15 protein-coding genes are annotated in these 14386 nt (G+C 67.0%); 4 read left to right on the plus strand and 11 right to left on the minus strand.

The window, feature by feature from the left end:
• Nucleotides 1-77: 77 nt before the first annotated feature.
• On the minus strand, nt 78-635 hold the full coding sequence (rsmD, locus tag ACODRZ_RS25650) for a 16S rRNA (guanine(966)-N(2))-methyltransferase RsmD (protein WP_488972983.1): 558 nt from the start codon (nt 633-635) through the stop codon (nt 78-80).
• Complete coding sequence (locus tag ACODRZ_RS25655) at nt 632-2038, minus strand: pseudouridine synthase (protein ID WP_488972984.1); 1407 nt, start codon at nt 2036-2038, stop codon at nt 632-634. Before ACODRZ_RS25655 ends, rsmD begins: the two co-directional genes overlap by 4 nt.
• A gap of 94 nt (nt 2039-2132) precedes the next feature.
• Between ACODRZ_RS25655 and ACODRZ_RS25660 the strand changes: the two genes are divergently transcribed.
• Complete coding sequence (locus ACODRZ_RS25660; RefSeq protein ID WP_488972985.1) at nt 2133-3443, plus strand: AmpG family muropeptide MFS transporter; 1311 nt, start codon at nt 2133-2135, stop codon at nt 3441-3443.
• A 24-nt stretch (nt 3444-3467) separates the two neighbouring features.
• On the opposite strand, the gene ACODRZ_RS25665 is transcribed toward ACODRZ_RS25660, so the two are convergent.
• The 4 genes from ACODRZ_RS25665 to trpB all read right to left on the minus strand — a co-directional run bounded on the left by ACODRZ_RS25665 (nt 3468) and on the right by trpB (nt 7202).
• Nucleotides 3468-4784, minus strand: a complete 1317-nt coding sequence (locus ACODRZ_RS25665; protein WP_488972986.1) for a bifunctional folylpolyglutamate synthase/dihydrofolate synthase — start codon at nt 4782-4784, stop codon at nt 3468-3470.
• Between the two features lie 146 nt (nt 4785-4930).
• Entirely contained in the window at nt 4931-5716 is a 786-nt protein-coding gene (gene trpA / locus ACODRZ_RS25670; RefSeq protein ID WP_488972987.1) for a tryptophan synthase subunit alpha, read from the minus strand.
• Nucleotides 5716-5967, minus strand: a complete 252-nt coding sequence (locus tag ACODRZ_RS25675) for a hypothetical protein (RefSeq protein ID WP_008833299.1) — start codon at nt 5965-5967, stop codon at nt 5716-5718. Before ACODRZ_RS25675 ends, trpA begins: the two co-directional genes overlap by 1 nt.
• Nucleotides 5964-7202 carry a tryptophan synthase subunit beta gene (trpB, locus tag ACODRZ_RS25680; protein WP_488972988.1) on the minus strand — a complete coding sequence of 413 codons (1239 nt, stop codon included), beginning with the start codon at nt 7200-7202 and terminating at the stop codon, nt 5964-5966. The genes ACODRZ_RS25675 and trpB overlap by 4 nt, the downstream gene beginning before the upstream one ends.
• Nucleotides 7203-7518: 316 nt before the next feature.
• Between trpB and ACODRZ_RS25685 the strand changes: the two genes are divergently transcribed.
• Nucleotides 7519-7986, plus strand: a complete 468-nt coding sequence (locus ACODRZ_RS25685; protein WP_488972989.1) for an outer membrane protein — start codon at nt 7519-7521, stop codon at nt 7984-7986.
• A 72-nt stretch (nt 7987-8058) separates the two neighbouring features.
• Here the strand turns inward: ACODRZ_RS25685 and ACODRZ_RS25690 are convergent, their stop codons facing one another.
• Nucleotides 8059-8703, minus strand: coding sequence for a phosphoribosylanthranilate isomerase (locus ACODRZ_RS25690; protein ID WP_488972990.1), 645 nt, complete (start codon nt 8701-8703; stop codon nt 8059-8061).
• Between the two features lie 112 nt (nt 8704-8815).
• Between ACODRZ_RS25690 and ACODRZ_RS25695 the strand changes: the two genes are divergently transcribed.
• Complete coding sequence (locus tag ACODRZ_RS25695; RefSeq protein WP_488972991.1) at nt 8816-9175, plus strand: DUF4019 domain-containing protein; 360 nt, start codon at nt 8816-8818, stop codon at nt 9173-9175.
• Here ACODRZ_RS25695 and ACODRZ_RS25700 read toward each other — a convergent pair.
• The 4 genes from ACODRZ_RS25700 to purB all read right to left on the minus strand — a co-directional run bounded on the left by ACODRZ_RS25700 (nt 9172) and on the right by purB (nt 12734).
• Nucleotides 9172-9927: an SIMPL domain-containing protein gene (locus ACODRZ_RS25700; RefSeq protein WP_488972992.1), complete on the minus strand. Its 756-nt coding sequence runs from the start codon at nt 9925-9927 to the stop codon at nt 9172-9174. The two genes, ACODRZ_RS25695 and ACODRZ_RS25700, sit on opposite strands and share 4 nt — an antisense overlap.
• A gap of 294 nt (nt 9928-10221) precedes the next feature.
• Entirely contained in the window at nt 10222-10899 is a 678-nt protein-coding gene (gene pyrF, locus ACODRZ_RS25705; RefSeq protein WP_008833293.1) for an orotidine-5'-phosphate decarboxylase, read from the minus strand.
• The gene (locus ACODRZ_RS25710) at nt 10896-11234 is read right to left on the minus strand and encodes a LapA family protein (RefSeq protein ID WP_488972993.1); all 339 of its coding nucleotides are present in this window, start codon (nt 11232-11234) and stop codon (nt 10896-10898) included. Before ACODRZ_RS25710 ends, pyrF begins: the two co-directional genes overlap by 4 nt.
• Before the next feature lie 189 nt (nt 11235-11423).
• On the minus strand, nt 11424-12734 hold the full coding sequence (gene purB, locus ACODRZ_RS25715) for an adenylosuccinate lyase (RefSeq protein ID WP_488972994.1): 1311 nt from the start codon (nt 12732-12734) through the stop codon (nt 11424-11426).
• A 219-nt stretch (nt 12735-12953) separates the two neighbouring features.
• Here purB and ACODRZ_RS25720 point away from each other — a divergent pair, with 219 nt between their 5' ends.
• Nucleotides 12954-14342, plus strand: coding sequence for an MASE1 domain-containing protein (locus ACODRZ_RS25720; RefSeq protein WP_488972995.1), 1389 nt, complete (start codon nt 12954-12956; stop codon nt 14340-14342).
• The last annotated feature ends 44 nt before the right edge of the window (nt 14343-14386 follow it).

The raw sequence follows: 14386 nt of genomic DNA on the forward strand, positions 1-14386 counted from the left end.
GCCGACCCGATACACCGGAGCGACGTGTACGGCGCCGCTCCGGATGTTGGGGCTTATAACCTATTTGGCGATAAATGTCAAGCCGTGCGACGCAGCAGGTGCAGCCTCGCCTTGCCGACGTCGCGCGTGGCGTCGGCCTCGAAGCCCCTGATCGACACGTTTTCGCCCTTGCCGGTTTCGAGACTGACCCAGGTGCCTTCACCGATCCAGCCGAGGCGGGCCAGCTTGTCCACCGCCACCTGACCCGCGCCGGTATCGTAAGGCGGGTCGAGCAGGACGAGGTCGAGCGGTTCCTTCGCCGTGCCCAGAGACATTACCGAAGACGCGCGCACGTCGCTGCGGCTCTGTGCTTGCAGGTTGGCGATGTTCTTGCGAATCGCGCGGATTGCGCCTGCATCCTGATCGACGAACAGGCAATGCGCCGCCCCGCGCGACAGAGCCTCCAGCCCCAGCGCACCCGACCCTGCGAACAGGTCCGCGACCTTCAGCCCCTCGAAATCGCCAAGGCGGCTGACCAGCATCGAGAACAGCGTCTCGCGCGTGCGGTCGGCGGTGGGGCGGGTGGTGTCACCCTCGGGCGCGGCCAGCTTGCGGCCGCGCCACTCGCCCGCGATGATGCGCAGGTTTCCGCTCATGCCTTCAGGCTCGGCAGGCTCTTGCGGAAGTTTTCCAGGTCGCGCTGCGAGACTTCGCCCGCCATGCCCTTGGGCATGTCGCCCAGACGGAACGGGCCGTAGGCGGTGCGCAGCAGGCGGCTGACCTGCAGGCCGAGCGCTTCGAGCACGCGGCGCACTTCGCGGTTCTTGCCTTCGGTCAGCGTCATCTCGATCCACTGGTTGCGGCCGGTGCGGCGCTCCATGTTGGCGTCGATCTTGCCGTAGATCACGCCATCGACTTCGATGCCTTCCATCAGCTGTTCGAGCTGTTCCTGCGTGATGTCGCCGAACGTGCGCGCGCGGTACGTGCGGGGAATGCCGGTGGCGGGGAGTTCCAGCTGACGCTTGAACTCGCCGTCGTTGGTCAGCAGCAGCAGGCCCTCGGTGTTGAGATCGAGGCGGCCGATCGGCATCACGCGGCCGGTGCCTTCGGGCAGGGCGTTGCGCAGCGCGGTGTAGATCGTCGGGCGGCCCGCCGGATCGCGCTCTGCGGTGATGAGGCCGGACGGCTTGTGGAACAGGAACAGCCGCGTGCCTTCGGGCTCGGCGATCGGGTCGCCGTCGACCGCGACGCCGCGCAGGGAGGTGAGCACGGTCGAGGGCGTCTCGATCACGACGTCGTTCAGCGTGACGCGGCCTTCGATGATGAGGCGCTCCACCTCGCGGCGACTGGCGACGCCTGCGCGGGCGAGCAGCTTGGCGATACGCTCGCCTTCGCGCGCGGGGAGCGAAGGGTCCTTGGGCGTCGGCGCGGCGGCGCGGGGCGCGGCGCCGGGCTTCAGGTTGGGGCGCGGGCCGGCAGGGCGCTGGCCGCGCTCCGAGCCGAAGCCACGATCGTCGCGGCGCGGACGATAGCTGCGCTCGCCGTCGCGGCCGCCATCGCGCGCCGGTCCGCTGCGATAGGTCGCATCGCGCGATCCGCCGCCTTGTACGCGGTCGACACGCGGTGCGCCGTCACGCGCCGGACCACTGCGATAGGAACCGCCGCGCGGGGCATCCTCACGCGGACGGTCGCCGCGCGGGGCACCGCCACGGGCGCCATCGCGCGAGCGCTCGGAGCGCGGACCACCATCGCGGGCACCATCTTTGGCGCCACGGCGAGGGAATTCGCTGCGGAAGTCCTCGCGGCTGCCGATGCGCGGGGCTTCGCGGCGTCCGCGCCCACCGCGCGGAGCCTCGCCACGGGGCGTGTCGGCACTGTCGTCACGGCCGGTGCGGCCACGCGCGCTGCCGCTTCCGGAATTGTAGCGCGGGCCACCGTCACGCGACGCACCGCCGCGCGAAGACCCTCCGCGCGAGCCTCCGCCAAACGAGGAACCGGAATCGCGGCCACGGCCTGAGCCGCCTCTACCGCCTGAAGACTTGCTGGGAGGTTTGGACATTCGTGGCCCATACCTGTTGATCGCCGCTTCATCCAGCCTTCCCTTACGGATCGCCGCCGCTAAGTTGACGGCAACCACAAGTGAGGAGACCGGCGTGGGCGCCGATACTACTGTAGAGCGTCGCAGTGTCGGGGATTCGATCAAACCCTATTTCGAGCGGGAATCGCTCGCATCCTTCATGCTCGGGCTCTCCTCGGGCTTTCCCTATGCGATGATCGGCGCGACGCTGACCACGCGGCTGGCGCAGGACGGCATCGACAAGAAGACCGTCACCGCCTTCACGCTGGCGTTCCTCGTCTACAACCTCAAGGTGTTCTGGGCCTGGATCATCGACGGGGTCCACCTGCCGGTGCTTCATCGCATGGGGCAGCGCGTGTCGTGGATGCTGGTTTGCGGTCTTGCGGTCATCGCGGCGGTAGTGAACCTCGCGCTGGTCGACCCGGCGGCGGATATGAGTGCGACGGTGTTGGCCGCGGTGCTGGTGGGCGTGGCGGGCGCCAGCTTCGACATCGTCATCGACGCCTACCGCATCGAGACGCTGAAACCCTATCAGCTCGGTACCGGATCGGGCATGAGCCAGTACGGCTGGCGCATCGGCTCAGCAGGCGCGGGTGCGCTCGCGCTGGTGCTTTCGGCGCGCTACGGCTGGAGCGTGGGCTATGCCGCCTGCGCCGTCTTCGCGCTGCCAGCGATGCTGACGGCGTTGTTCCTCGGCGAGCCTGAACGCCGCAAGGTGGTGGTGGAGAAGAAGGGGCTGGCGGAAGTCTGGTCCTCGATCACCGGGCCGTTCGGCGAGTTCTTCCGCCGCAACGGCGCGTTCCTGGTGCTGCTGTTCATCCTCGTCCACAAGATCGGCGACACGCTGGCGAACCTGACCTTCCGCCTGCTGTTCGACGACCTCGGCTTCAGCAACGACGAGATCGCGATCTACGACATCGGCCTGGGTTTCTGGGCCTACATGATCGGCGTGTTCATCGGCGGCGTCGCCTATGCGCGGATGGGCCTCAAGCGTTCGGTGATGCTCTCGCTGGTGCTGATGGGCGTGTCCAACCTGAGCTTCGCGGCGCTGGCAGCGGCCGGGCACAGCAACTGGGGCATGGCGGGGGCCATCGGGTTCGAGAACATCGCCTCGGGCTACGGCGGCGTGGTGGTGATCGCCTATTTCTCGGCGCTGTGCGACTTGCGCTACACGGCCGCGCAGTACGCGCTGATCTCTGCGGGGGCGAGCGTGGTCGGGCGCCTTGCGACCGGCACGACCGCCGGCGCGCTGATCGAGGCCATGGGCTACGTGAACTTCTACCTGCTGACGACTGTGCTGTCGCTGCCGGGTATCGTGCTGTTCTGGTGGCTGAGCCGGACCGGACTTGTCGATCAGGCGTTGGGGTCGGCGGGCGAGGTCGAGTAGCGTTACATCGTCCCGGACGACGAGTTAATCCGGCAACTCGCCATTGTCCCGCAGCACTGCGCCCGCAAGGTACAGCGAGCCCGCGATCAGAACCGCGCGCGGGGACAGTCTCTCCAGTTCGCGCAGCGCCGTCGCCACATCCGGCGCGGTCGTCGTTGGGAGTGACCAGCCTGCAAACGCCTCGGGCGGATGGCAATCATGCCCCGGCACAGGCACCAGCGTCACGCTTTCGACGAGGCGGTGCAGCGGGTCGAGCAGGGCGCCGGGATCCTTGCCCGCGATCATGCCGAGGATCAGATGCGGCGCTTGCCCACGCTCGCGCAGCACTTTCTCCAGGGCCAGCCCCGCGTCGCGGTTGTGGCCGCCGTCGAGCCAGACCGGCGTGCCGGGGACGAGGCGGGTAAGCGGGCCATCGCCCAGCAATTGCATGCGCGCGGGCCAGCGGGCGGTGCGGATGCCTTCGGCGAAGGCGTGGGGATCGATGCGCAGCACGTCCTGCGCGCGCAGCATCGCCACGGCGAGGGCGGCGTTGTCGGCCTGGTGAGCGCCCGGCATCTCGGGGAGGGGGAGCGTCAACGAACCGTGGCGATCCTCGAACCAGATCGCGTCGCGGGTGGCCTGCGCCTTCCATTCGGCATCGCGCGAGGACAGCGGTACGTCCTCCGATGCCGCCAGCGATTGCAGGAACGCGGTGACGTCGTGCGGATAGGCCTGCGTCACCAGCGGCACGTGCGGGCGGCGGATACCCGCCTTCTCGAAGGCAATTCGGGTAAGCGGCTCGGCGGGCGTACCGTCCTCCGGCGCGAGGAGGAAGCGTTCGTGGTCGATGCCCAGCGTCGCCATGCCGCAGACCAGCGGCGCGGGCAGCACGTTGGTGGCGTCGAAACGGCCACCGAGGCCGACCTCGATCACGCAGACATCCGCCGGATGGCGCGCGAAGGCGAGAAAGCTGGCGGCGATCGTCGTCTCGAAGAAGCTGACTTCGAGGCCGTCCGCCGCGTCCAGAACTTCGGCCAGCAGGCTGGCGAGTTCCTCGTCGCTGACCAGTTCGCCCGCAATGCGGATGCGCTCGTTGTAGCGCACCAGATGCGGGCTGGTGATCGCGTGGACCTTGTACCCCTGCGCCTCCAGGATCGCGCGCAGGAAGGCGCAGGTCGATCCCTTGCCGTTGGTGCCCGCGACGTGGAAAGCGGGCGCAATGCGCAAGTGCGGATCGCCGAGGCGCGACAGGAGGGTACGGATCGCATCAAGCCCGATGCGGCCCTGCGGCAGCGACAGCGCCGCTAGGCGATCGAGCTGGGCCTGTACGGCGGGCGCATCGGACACGGCGAAGTCTTTCATGGTGTCCTCGATGGCGCCTTGCGCGCAGGGGCTTCGACAAGCTCAGCCTGAGCGGGGGGCAGGGGATTCTTAAAACCCATCGAACTGAGATTCCTCTCAAATCCGCTCAGGCTGAGCTTGTCGAAGCCCCCGCTGCACAATCCAGCTCAGGCGTTCTCGCGCGCCGAATGAACCGCAGCCGCGAGCGATGCGGTGTAGTCCTGAAGCGGCCCTGGAGCGGCATCGCCATGCTGCTTGACGATATCGATGAAGGCCGAGCCGACGACCACGCCGTCCGCAACCCTGGCGATCGCGGCGGCCTGTTCGGGCGTTCGCACGCCGAAACCGACCGCGACGGGAATGTCGGTGGCGGCCTTCAGCTTCGCCACGGCGTCCTCGATCGAGCCTTGCGCTGCCTGCTGCATGCCGGTGATACCCGCGACGGAGACGTAGTAGAGGAAGCCCGAGGAGCCCTCCAGCACCTTGGGCAGGCGCGCGGCGTCGGTGGTCGGGGTGGCGAGGCGGATCAGCGACACGCCCTTTTCACGCAGTGCCGGGCCGAGGGCGGCGTCTTCCTCGCTGGGAATATCGACGCAGATCACGCCGTCGACGCCGGCCTTGGCGCATTCCTTGGCAAACCACTCGGGGCCGCGAATCGTCATCGGGTTGGCGTAGCCCATCAGCACCAGCGGCACGTTGGGGTGACGCTGCCGGAACTCGGCGGCTATGCGGAAGATGTCGGCCGTGCGCGTGCCCTTGGCGAGGCTGCGCAAGTTGGCTTCCTGGATCGCCGGACCGTCGGCCATGGGATCGGTGAAGGGCATGCCCAGCTCGATCACGTCGGCGCCGCCCGCGACGAGCGCGTCGAGGTTCGATGCGGTGTCGCCGTCGCCCCCGGTGATGAAGCAGACGAGCGCGGGACCTTTGGCGAATGCGGTTTCGAAGCGGGTCATCAGGAGAACAGCGTCTTTCCGGAATAGCGGAGAATGGCGGCGGTCAGGCCGACGAAAACGGCGAGGTAGGCGAGGCTGACGGCAATGTCGCTCCAGCTGCCCCGAAAGGCGAAGGCCCAGTAGTAGCCCGCGCCCGAAAGGTCGAAGGAGCGTACCCGGACGAGGTCGGCGAGGACCTTGATCGCCGGGAAAACCGCCATCCAGAGCACGGCGGCGTCGATCAGCGACCGTTGCCACCCACCCTTTTTCAAAGCTCGACCCCCAGCGCCTCGGCGACGGTGAAGATGTCCTTGTCGCCGCGTCCCGAAACGTTGACGACAAGCAGCTTGTCCGCGTCCAGCTGAGCCGTCAGCTGCGGCAGCGCGGCGAGGGCGTGGGCGCTTTCCAGCGCCGGGATGATGCCTTCGAGCGCGCAGCACAGCTGGAACGCTTCAAGCGCCTCGGTGTCGGTGATCGGCAGGTACTTCACCCGGCCCGCCTCGTGCAGCCATGAATGCTCAGGGCCGAGGCCGGGATAATCCAGACCGGCGCTGATCGAATGAGCCTCTGTGATCTGGCCGTCCTCGTCCTGCAGCAGGTAGGTCTTGTTGCCGTGAAGGATGCCCGGCCTGCCGCCCGTCAACGAGGCGGCGTGCTGGCCGCTCTCGATGCCGTGACCGGCGGCTTCGATACCGACGATCGCCACGTCCGCGTCGTCGAGGAAGGGGTGGAACAAGCCGATCGCGTTCGATCCGCCGCCCACCGGCGCCACCAGCATGTCGGGCAGGCGACCTTCGGCCTCCAGCATCTGCGCACGGGCCTCGGTGCCGATCACGCTCTGGAAGTCGCGCACGAGTTCGGGATAGGGATGCGGACCGGCCGCGGTGCCGATGATGTAGAAAGTGTCGTGAACGTTCGCGACCCAGTGGCGCAGCGCTTCGTTCATCGCGTCCTTGAGCGTCTCCGCACCGCTGGTTACCGGCACCACTTCGGCGCCGAGCAGCTTCATGCGGAACACGTTCGGCGCCTGCCGCTCGACATCCTTGGCGCCCATGAAGATCGTGCAGGGCAAGCCGAAGCGCGCCGCGACGGTGGCGGTGGCGACGCCGTGCTGGCCTGCGCCGGTCTCGGCGATGATCTTGGTCTTGCCCATGCGCATGGCCAGCAGGATCTGGCCTACGCAGTTGTTGATCTTGTGCGCGCCGGTATGGTTCAGGTCTTCGCGCTTGAAGTAGATTTTCGGACCTTTGCCCTCGGGCGCGAGCTTGCGGAAATGCTCGGTGATGCGCGGGGCGGGGTAGAGCGGGCTGGGACGGCCCACGAAGGTCTTGAGCAGATCTTCGAACTCGGCCTGGAACGCCGGGTCCAGCTTCGCGGCTCGGTATTCCTTTTCGAGGTCGATGATCAGCGGCATCAGCGTCTCGGCGACGTAGCGCCCGCCGAACTGGCCGAAGTGACCCGACTCATCGGGATACGAACGAAGCGAATTGGGGCTCTGAACGGTCATGATCCGGCGCTTGGCAGACCCCCCCGCGCTTGTCCAGATACGATGAGGAGAGGGGCCTCGTTTGGATCGGAGAGGGCGGAAATCCGTGGGTGCCCCAGAGGGCTTGGTAATCGCCTGGCGGATATTCAATTGCAAACAATGCAACTGTAAATCGGCAAAAGCACCTAACGGTCATAAACTGCAGTTTTGTGACGTTTTCAATGATTCCAGGAATTTACCGTTCATCTGACTGAAAGGTGACGGGGTCCAGCGGCGGGGCTCCCGACGATAACCCCGATGAGGGTCGGGATCGCAGGAATACTTGGAGTTATAAAATATGCGTATTGCACTTGTTTCGCTCGCCGCGGTTGCTGCCGTGGCCGCTGCCACTCCCGCCCTGGCTAACGAAGCTCGCGTCGAAGCGCGCGGCGGCGTGATCTGGAACGGTAGCGACAGCGAAGCAACGGCTGGCGTGGCCGCTGGTTACGACTACGACCTCTCCGACAAGCTCTTCGTGGGCGTTCAGGGTTCGGCGGACAAGATCCTGACCGACAACACCCGCGTTTCGTGGGGCGCCGGCGGCCGCATCGGCGTGCAGCCGGTTCCGGGCACCAAGGTCTACGCGCTGGCCGACTGGCAGTCGAAGAACACCCGCTACGGCAACAGCGCCGTGGGCGTCGGTGGCGGCGTGCAGCAGGACGTCGGCTCGCGTTACTACGTGAAGGCCGAATACCAGCACCTGCTGGTCGGCGACAACACCCCCGACGCCGACCGCGGCCTCGTGGGCGTGGGCGTCAAGTTCTGATCCCACGGATCCGATCGCTGTGAAAACAGCGTAAGCCAGGAAAGGGGCGGTCCGAAAGGGCCGCCCCTTTCTTTATGAGGCGGACCGGACCGCCGCGCAGAAGGCGGCAATGCGCGCTTCGTCCTTTACGCCCGGCGCGCTTTCGACGCCCGAGGACGTATCCACCAGCGGCGCACCGGTCAGGCGGATAGCCTCGGCGACATTCGCCGAGTCGAGCCCTCCGGCGAGCCCCCATGCCAGCGGCCCCTTCCAGTTCGCGACGAGGCCCCAGTCGAAGCTGAGGCCCATGCCGCCGGGCAGGGCGCCCTTGGGCGTCTTGGCGTCGAAGAGGATAAGGTCGGCCGCGCCCGCATAGGCATTCGCGCGGGCGACGTCGTGGGCGGTGGCGACGGACAGCGCCTTCCACACGGGGATGCCGAAGCGCGCACGCAACTGCGCGGCGCGTTCGGGCGTCTCTGAGCCATGGAGTTGCAGCGCGTCCAGTTTTGCCGCACCCACCGCTTCGCCGAGCAGCGCGTCGTCGGCGTCCACGAACAGGCCGACGCGGCCGATCCGGCCTGCCGCGCGCTCCGAAAGCTGGGCGGCCTGCACGGGGCTCACCGCGCGCGGGCTCCTGGCGAAGAACACAAGGCCGATGTGCGCGGCGCGGGCGCGGATCGCCGCTTCCAGCGAATCGCCGGTGCTGATCCCGCAAATCTTGATTGCCGCTGTTGGCATATGCGTGCCTTGCCCTAAGCTGCGGTCCTCCATCACGGAAGGACGCGAAGTGAATCGGTTGGGCCGCTATCTAATGCCATTCCTCGCAGCGGCAATGCTCGGCGGCTGCAGCATGAAAGAGGTGATCGGCAAGGCCGACGCCGAAGTGGTCCGCTTCCACGAAGAACTCGATGCCGGTCATTCGCAGGAAATCTGGGAGGGCACCGGCGAGGACATGCGCAAGGCCACCACGCGCAAGCAGTTCGTCGCCATGCTCGACGCGGTGCATCGCAAGCTGGGCAACGTGAAGTCGAGCAAGCAGGTCGGCTGGAACCGCAATGCCAGCACTAACGGCAGCTTCATGACGATCACCAACGAAACCCTGTTCGAGCGCGGCAGCGGCACTGAACAGTTCGTCTTCCGAAAAAGTGAAGCCGACAAGCTCGCGCTCGTCGGCTATCACATTCAATCGAACGAGATGATGGTCAATTAAGGCGCCAGTTCGAACTGCACCGTCACGTTGACGTTCATCTCCAACTCACCCGCAGCGACCGGCGGCGGCGCTGCGGCGGCGACCATGTCACGCGCTTCCTTGCGCACGAACATCACCGGCTGCGGCGCATAACCGCCGCTCTCGCTGATCGAGACGATCCGCGCGACGCGCAGGCCCGACGCCTTGGCATAGAGGTCGGCGCGGGCGCGGGCGGACTTCATCGCCTCGACACGCGCCTCATCCATCGCCGCCTCGGGCTGCGACAGCATGAAGTTCGGGCCGTTGACCTGGTTCGCACCCGCCGTGACGAGCGCGTCGATCACCTTGCCCATGTCCTGCAGCTTGCGCTGGCGGACCGATACCGAGTTGCTGGCACGATAGCCGACGATACGCTGTTGGCCGTCGTCCTCGTAAGACCCATCGGGCAGGCGCTTGGGCTGGGCGTAGACCGGATTGACGTTGAGGTTGCTGGTCTGAACGTCCTTGTCGGCGATCCCGGCTTTCTTGAGCGCGGCGATCACCTTGGTCATCTGTGCGGAATTGGCGGAAAGCGCCTCGCTGGCAGTCGTGCCCTGCGTGGTCACACCGGCACTGTAGCTGGCCATGTCAGGCTCGCGCGTGGACGAACCTTCGGCCGTGACGGTGAGCATGGTGTGCCCGGCCTCGATGGCAGGAGCAGGGGCCTGCTGGGCGAAAGCCGAAGGGGCGGATGCTGCCATAGCCGTGGCGGCGAGCAGGCTCAGGCTCTTCATAATGGGGTCGCACTCCCGGGGGTTGTTCGGTGAGCAACGATCTGGAGTGAGCGAGGTTGCGAAGGGCTGAACGGTGAAGTGTGCAAGGGTTAAGGTGAAAGGGAGAGAAGGCAGGGGTTTACCACCCCTGCACCCCGTAAAATGTCGAGGTCGCGCGTGCAGCATCATCACGCAATGAGGCTTCGTCGGGAGACTAATAGCCTGCGGCGCAATGTAGGCTCTACGCGGCTGCGCGCGCAACGACGACAGTATGGGGGTCTGGGGCGATGGCCCCAGAATCCTCTTTTTCCGTTCTTAAAGAGTAGCCTCGATAGCCTTCGCCGCTGCGAGCGGATCCTCCGCGCGGCTGATCGGCCGTCCGATCACGAGCACGCTGGCGCCTGCATCGCGGGCTTCGCGCGGGGTGACGGTGCGCTTCTGGTCGCCAACTTTGCCGTCTGCGGGGCGCAGGCCGGGGACGACGAAGTAGCCGTCCTTCCACTGCTTGTGCACCGCGCCGACTTCGTGGCCCGAGCAGACGATGCCGTCGAGGCCCGCCGAGTGAGCGAGGTCGGCGAGGCGCAGGGCCTGGTCGTAGGGGTTGGCGTTGACGCCGATGGCGGAGAGGTCGTCGCCGTCGAGGCTGGTGAGCACGGTGACGGCCACGACCTTGCAGTTTTCGCCGGCGGCGGCCTTGGCGTCTTCCATCATGGCGCGGCCGCCGGCGGCGTGAATGGTGACGATCGAGGGCTGCAGTACGTGGATCGCCTGCATGGCGCCGGCGACGGTGTTGGGAATGTCGTGCAGCTTCAGGTCGAGGAAGATGGGGAGGCCCACCTTGTGCAGTTCATGGACGCCGTGGTGGCCGTGGGCGCAGAAGAATTCGAGGCCCAGCTTGATCCCGCCGATATGGCCCGAGACCTTGCGCGCCAGCGCTTCTGCGGCGTCGAGGCGAGGGAGGTCGAGGGCGAGGTAGACGGGATTGCGGTTCATGACTTCTCGATTTCCGACGGGGTTTCGATTGGGGTGACGGGCACGGCTTCGTGCGCTTCAGCGAGCGAGGGCATCGAGGTGGCGCGCAGCGAGTTCTCGAGGCTGGCAATGCGGCGGTTGAGGCGCCAGCGCACGGCGCGCAGGTAGGCCCAGACCGGGAGCATGCCGAGCCCGAAGAACAGCAGCGCGACGACGCCGACCGGCCATTCGAAGTGGAAGTAGTTGCCGTCTGCCAGAGGCCAGAAGTTTACCGGCACTTTGGTCCAGTTCATCGCGATGAATGCGACGAGCACGGCGGTGAGCACGACCCATGCGATGGTGCGGATGACCTGCATTGTTCCTCCTGCTTTCCCGGCGATGCTAGGCGTGAATTTTCCGCAAGGGAAGGGGCCGGAGGGATCGAAGGGCGAGGGCGCGCCTCGCCTCTTCATCCTTCGACAGGCTCAGGATGAGCGGACTTGAGCGGCAAGGTTGGAATTGCCCTCTCAACCCGCTCAGGCTGAGCTTGTCGAAGCCCCCTCGGCTCAGCCGAAGACGCGGGCGAAGATCGTGTCGACGTGCTTGAAGTGGTAGTCGAGGTTGAACTTGTCCTCGATCACCTCGGCCGGAAGCGCGGCGGCGACTTCGGGGTCGGCCTTGAGCAGTTCGAGCAGCGAGAGCTGGCCGTCGGATTCCCACACCTTCATCGCGTTGCGCTGGACGAGGCGGTAGCTCTCGTCGCGGGTCAGGCCCGCCTGCGTCAGCGCCAGCAGCACGCGCTGCGAGTGGACCAGGCCGCCCATGCGGTCGAGGTTCTTCTGCATGCGCGCGGGGTAGATCAGCAGCTTGTCGATCACGCCGGTCAGGCGGGCCAGCGCGAAGTCGAGGGTAATCGTCGCGTCGGGGCCGATGAAGCGCTCGACCGAGGAGTGCGAGATGTCGCGCTCGTGCCACAGCGCCACGTTCTCCATCGCCGGGACGACGGCCGAACGGACCACGCGGGCGAGGCCGGTGAGGTTCTCGGTGAGGACGGGGTTGCGCTTGTGCGGCATCGCCGACGAACCCTTCTGGCCGGGCGAGAAGTATTCCTCGGCCTCCAGAACTTCGGTGCGCTGGAGGTGGCGCACTTCGACGGCAAGGCGCTCGATCGAGCTGGCGATGACGCCCAGCACGGCGAAGAACATCGCGTGGCGGTCACGCGGGATGACCTGCGTGGAGACCGGCTCGATCCCGAGGCCCAGCTGGTCGGCGACGTACTGCTCAACCGCCGGGTCGGTATTGGCGAAAGTGCCGACCGCGCCCGAGATCGCGCAAGTCGCGATTTCCTCACGCGCGAAGACGAGGCGCGTGCGGCAGCGGCTGAACTCGGCATAGGCTTCGGCGAGCTTGAGGCCGAAGGTGACGGGCTCGGCGTGGATGCCGTGGCTGCGGCCGATGGTGGGGGTGTACTTGTGCTCCTCGGCGCGGCGCTTGATCGCGGCGAGCAGGGCGTCGAGGTCTTCGAGCAGGATGTCGGCGGCCTTGACCAGCTGCACGTTCAGCGTGGTGTCGAGCACGTCGGAACTGGTCATGCCCTGGTGCATGAAGCGCGCTTCGGGGCCGACCTGCTGCGCGACCCAGTCGAGGAAGGCGATGACGTCGTGCTTGGTGACGGCCTCGATCGCGTCGATCGCGGCGACGTCGATCTTGGGGCTGGTCGCCCACCAGTCCCACAATGCTTTACCTGCGGATACGGGGACGGTGCCCATCTCGCCCATCTTGACGGCGGCGTGCGCCTCGATCTCGAACCAGATGCGGTAGCGGGCTTCGGGTTCCCAGATCGCGGTCATCGCGGGGCGGGCGTAGCGGGGGACCATGTTCGACTCCTTGCAGCTGACGCGGGTAGCGGCCAATTCGTGCCGGTGCCGCTAGGCGGGGCGGGCGCGAAAGGCAAGGCGCTTGGGGAAGGAACGGCGCAAGGAAACTGCGCGTAGACCCGTAATCCGAGGAGGAATCTTAACCACTCCGGACGCAAACGTTTGCACGAGAAGTCCGCACAGCGCCGTGCGTTCGAAGCGTCCAGAGACCCGCAAGAGATGCCCAAGGCCCGCCTCATCGTCGCACCCCTGTTGACAGGACTGGTGTGCTTCGCGCTTTCGGCGGCGGTCATCAAGTACCTCAGTTTTCAGGGCAACCTTGCCTCGGTGTGGCCGGCCAACGCCGTGGTCCTGGCGCAGCTGCTGGGGCGCCGGCCACGGGAGTGGCCGGTGTTCCTGGCGAGCGGCCTGATCGCCGTCGCCGCCGCCGGGTTCGCGATTCGCGGGGTAGTGTCCGGTCCGCTGGCCTTCGGTGTCTCCAACACGCTGGAGATCGCAATGGCGGCATGGCTGCTGCGCGCCACGGTCGATGCGGATGGCCGCCTGCTGCACCAGCATGCCTCGGTGGGCCGCTTCGTCGTCTGTGCGGGGATGATCGCCCCGGCCTTCGGCGCCCTGCTCGGTGCGGGCATCGCGAACATCGCGTTCGACCTGCCGATCGGGACCTCGCTCGCCACCAAGTTCTGCGCCGATGCGCTGGGCCTTCTGATCTTCACGCCGTTCTTCTTCGGCCTTTTCCACGGCGACACGATCCCCGCGCTGCGCGGCGCATCGTGGGGCGAGCGGGGACAGCACCTGCTGCTCCACGTCACGGTCCTTGCCGTCAGCGTCGGGGTGTTCAGCCAGGACCGCTTTCCGCTGCTGTTCCTGCCGATGGTGCCGCTGATGCTGGTCTCGTTCCAGCTCGGCTGGCAGGGGACGAGCGTGGCCGTGATGCTGGTGGCGGTGACCGGCGGCGTCGCCACGTTCTACGGCCATGGCCCCGTCAACCTGTCGGGCCGCGACATGGGCGTGCAGATGACCTTCCTGCAGTTCTACCTCGCCACCGTGCTGGTGCTGATGATGCCCGTCGCCGCCGCGCTGGCCGCACGCCGCGACCTGATCGACCGGCTCAGCGAGAGCGAGCGCGCGCTCAAGGTCCTTGCCGACCGCTCTTCCATCGTGCTGCTGCGCTTCAGTGCGGACGGAGCCTGCACCCGGGCGGTGGGCGATGCCGTTCCGCTGGTCGGCGAGGGTGCGGAGCGGCTGCTGGGCTCGCACATCGGCGAACTCGATCCGCCGCTCGGCGAGGCGCTCTTCGCAGCCCATCTCAGGGCGCTCGACGCGGATACGACCGTGACCATGGAGGTCGAGCGCCCCGGCGGCCTGTGGATCGAAGCCAAGTTCCGCGCCGAGCGCGACGATCAGGGGCAGGTCTCGGGGACGGTCGCGACGCTGGTGGACGTGACCGCCCGCAAGACCCGCGAAGGCGAACTGGCGCGCAGGGCGGAGACGGACGAGCTGACCGGCCTCGCCAACCGTGCAGGCTTCCTGCGCCGCTTCGAGATGGCGCTTGCGGGCAACGAGGCGCTGAGCATCGCCCTCGTGGACGTCGATCGTCGTCTGTGAAAAGCGCTGAAGCCCGCAGGGAGGCGTGGGTTTTGGTGGATATG

It is taken from the genome of Novosphingobium sp. FG90 (assembly GCF_057808725.1).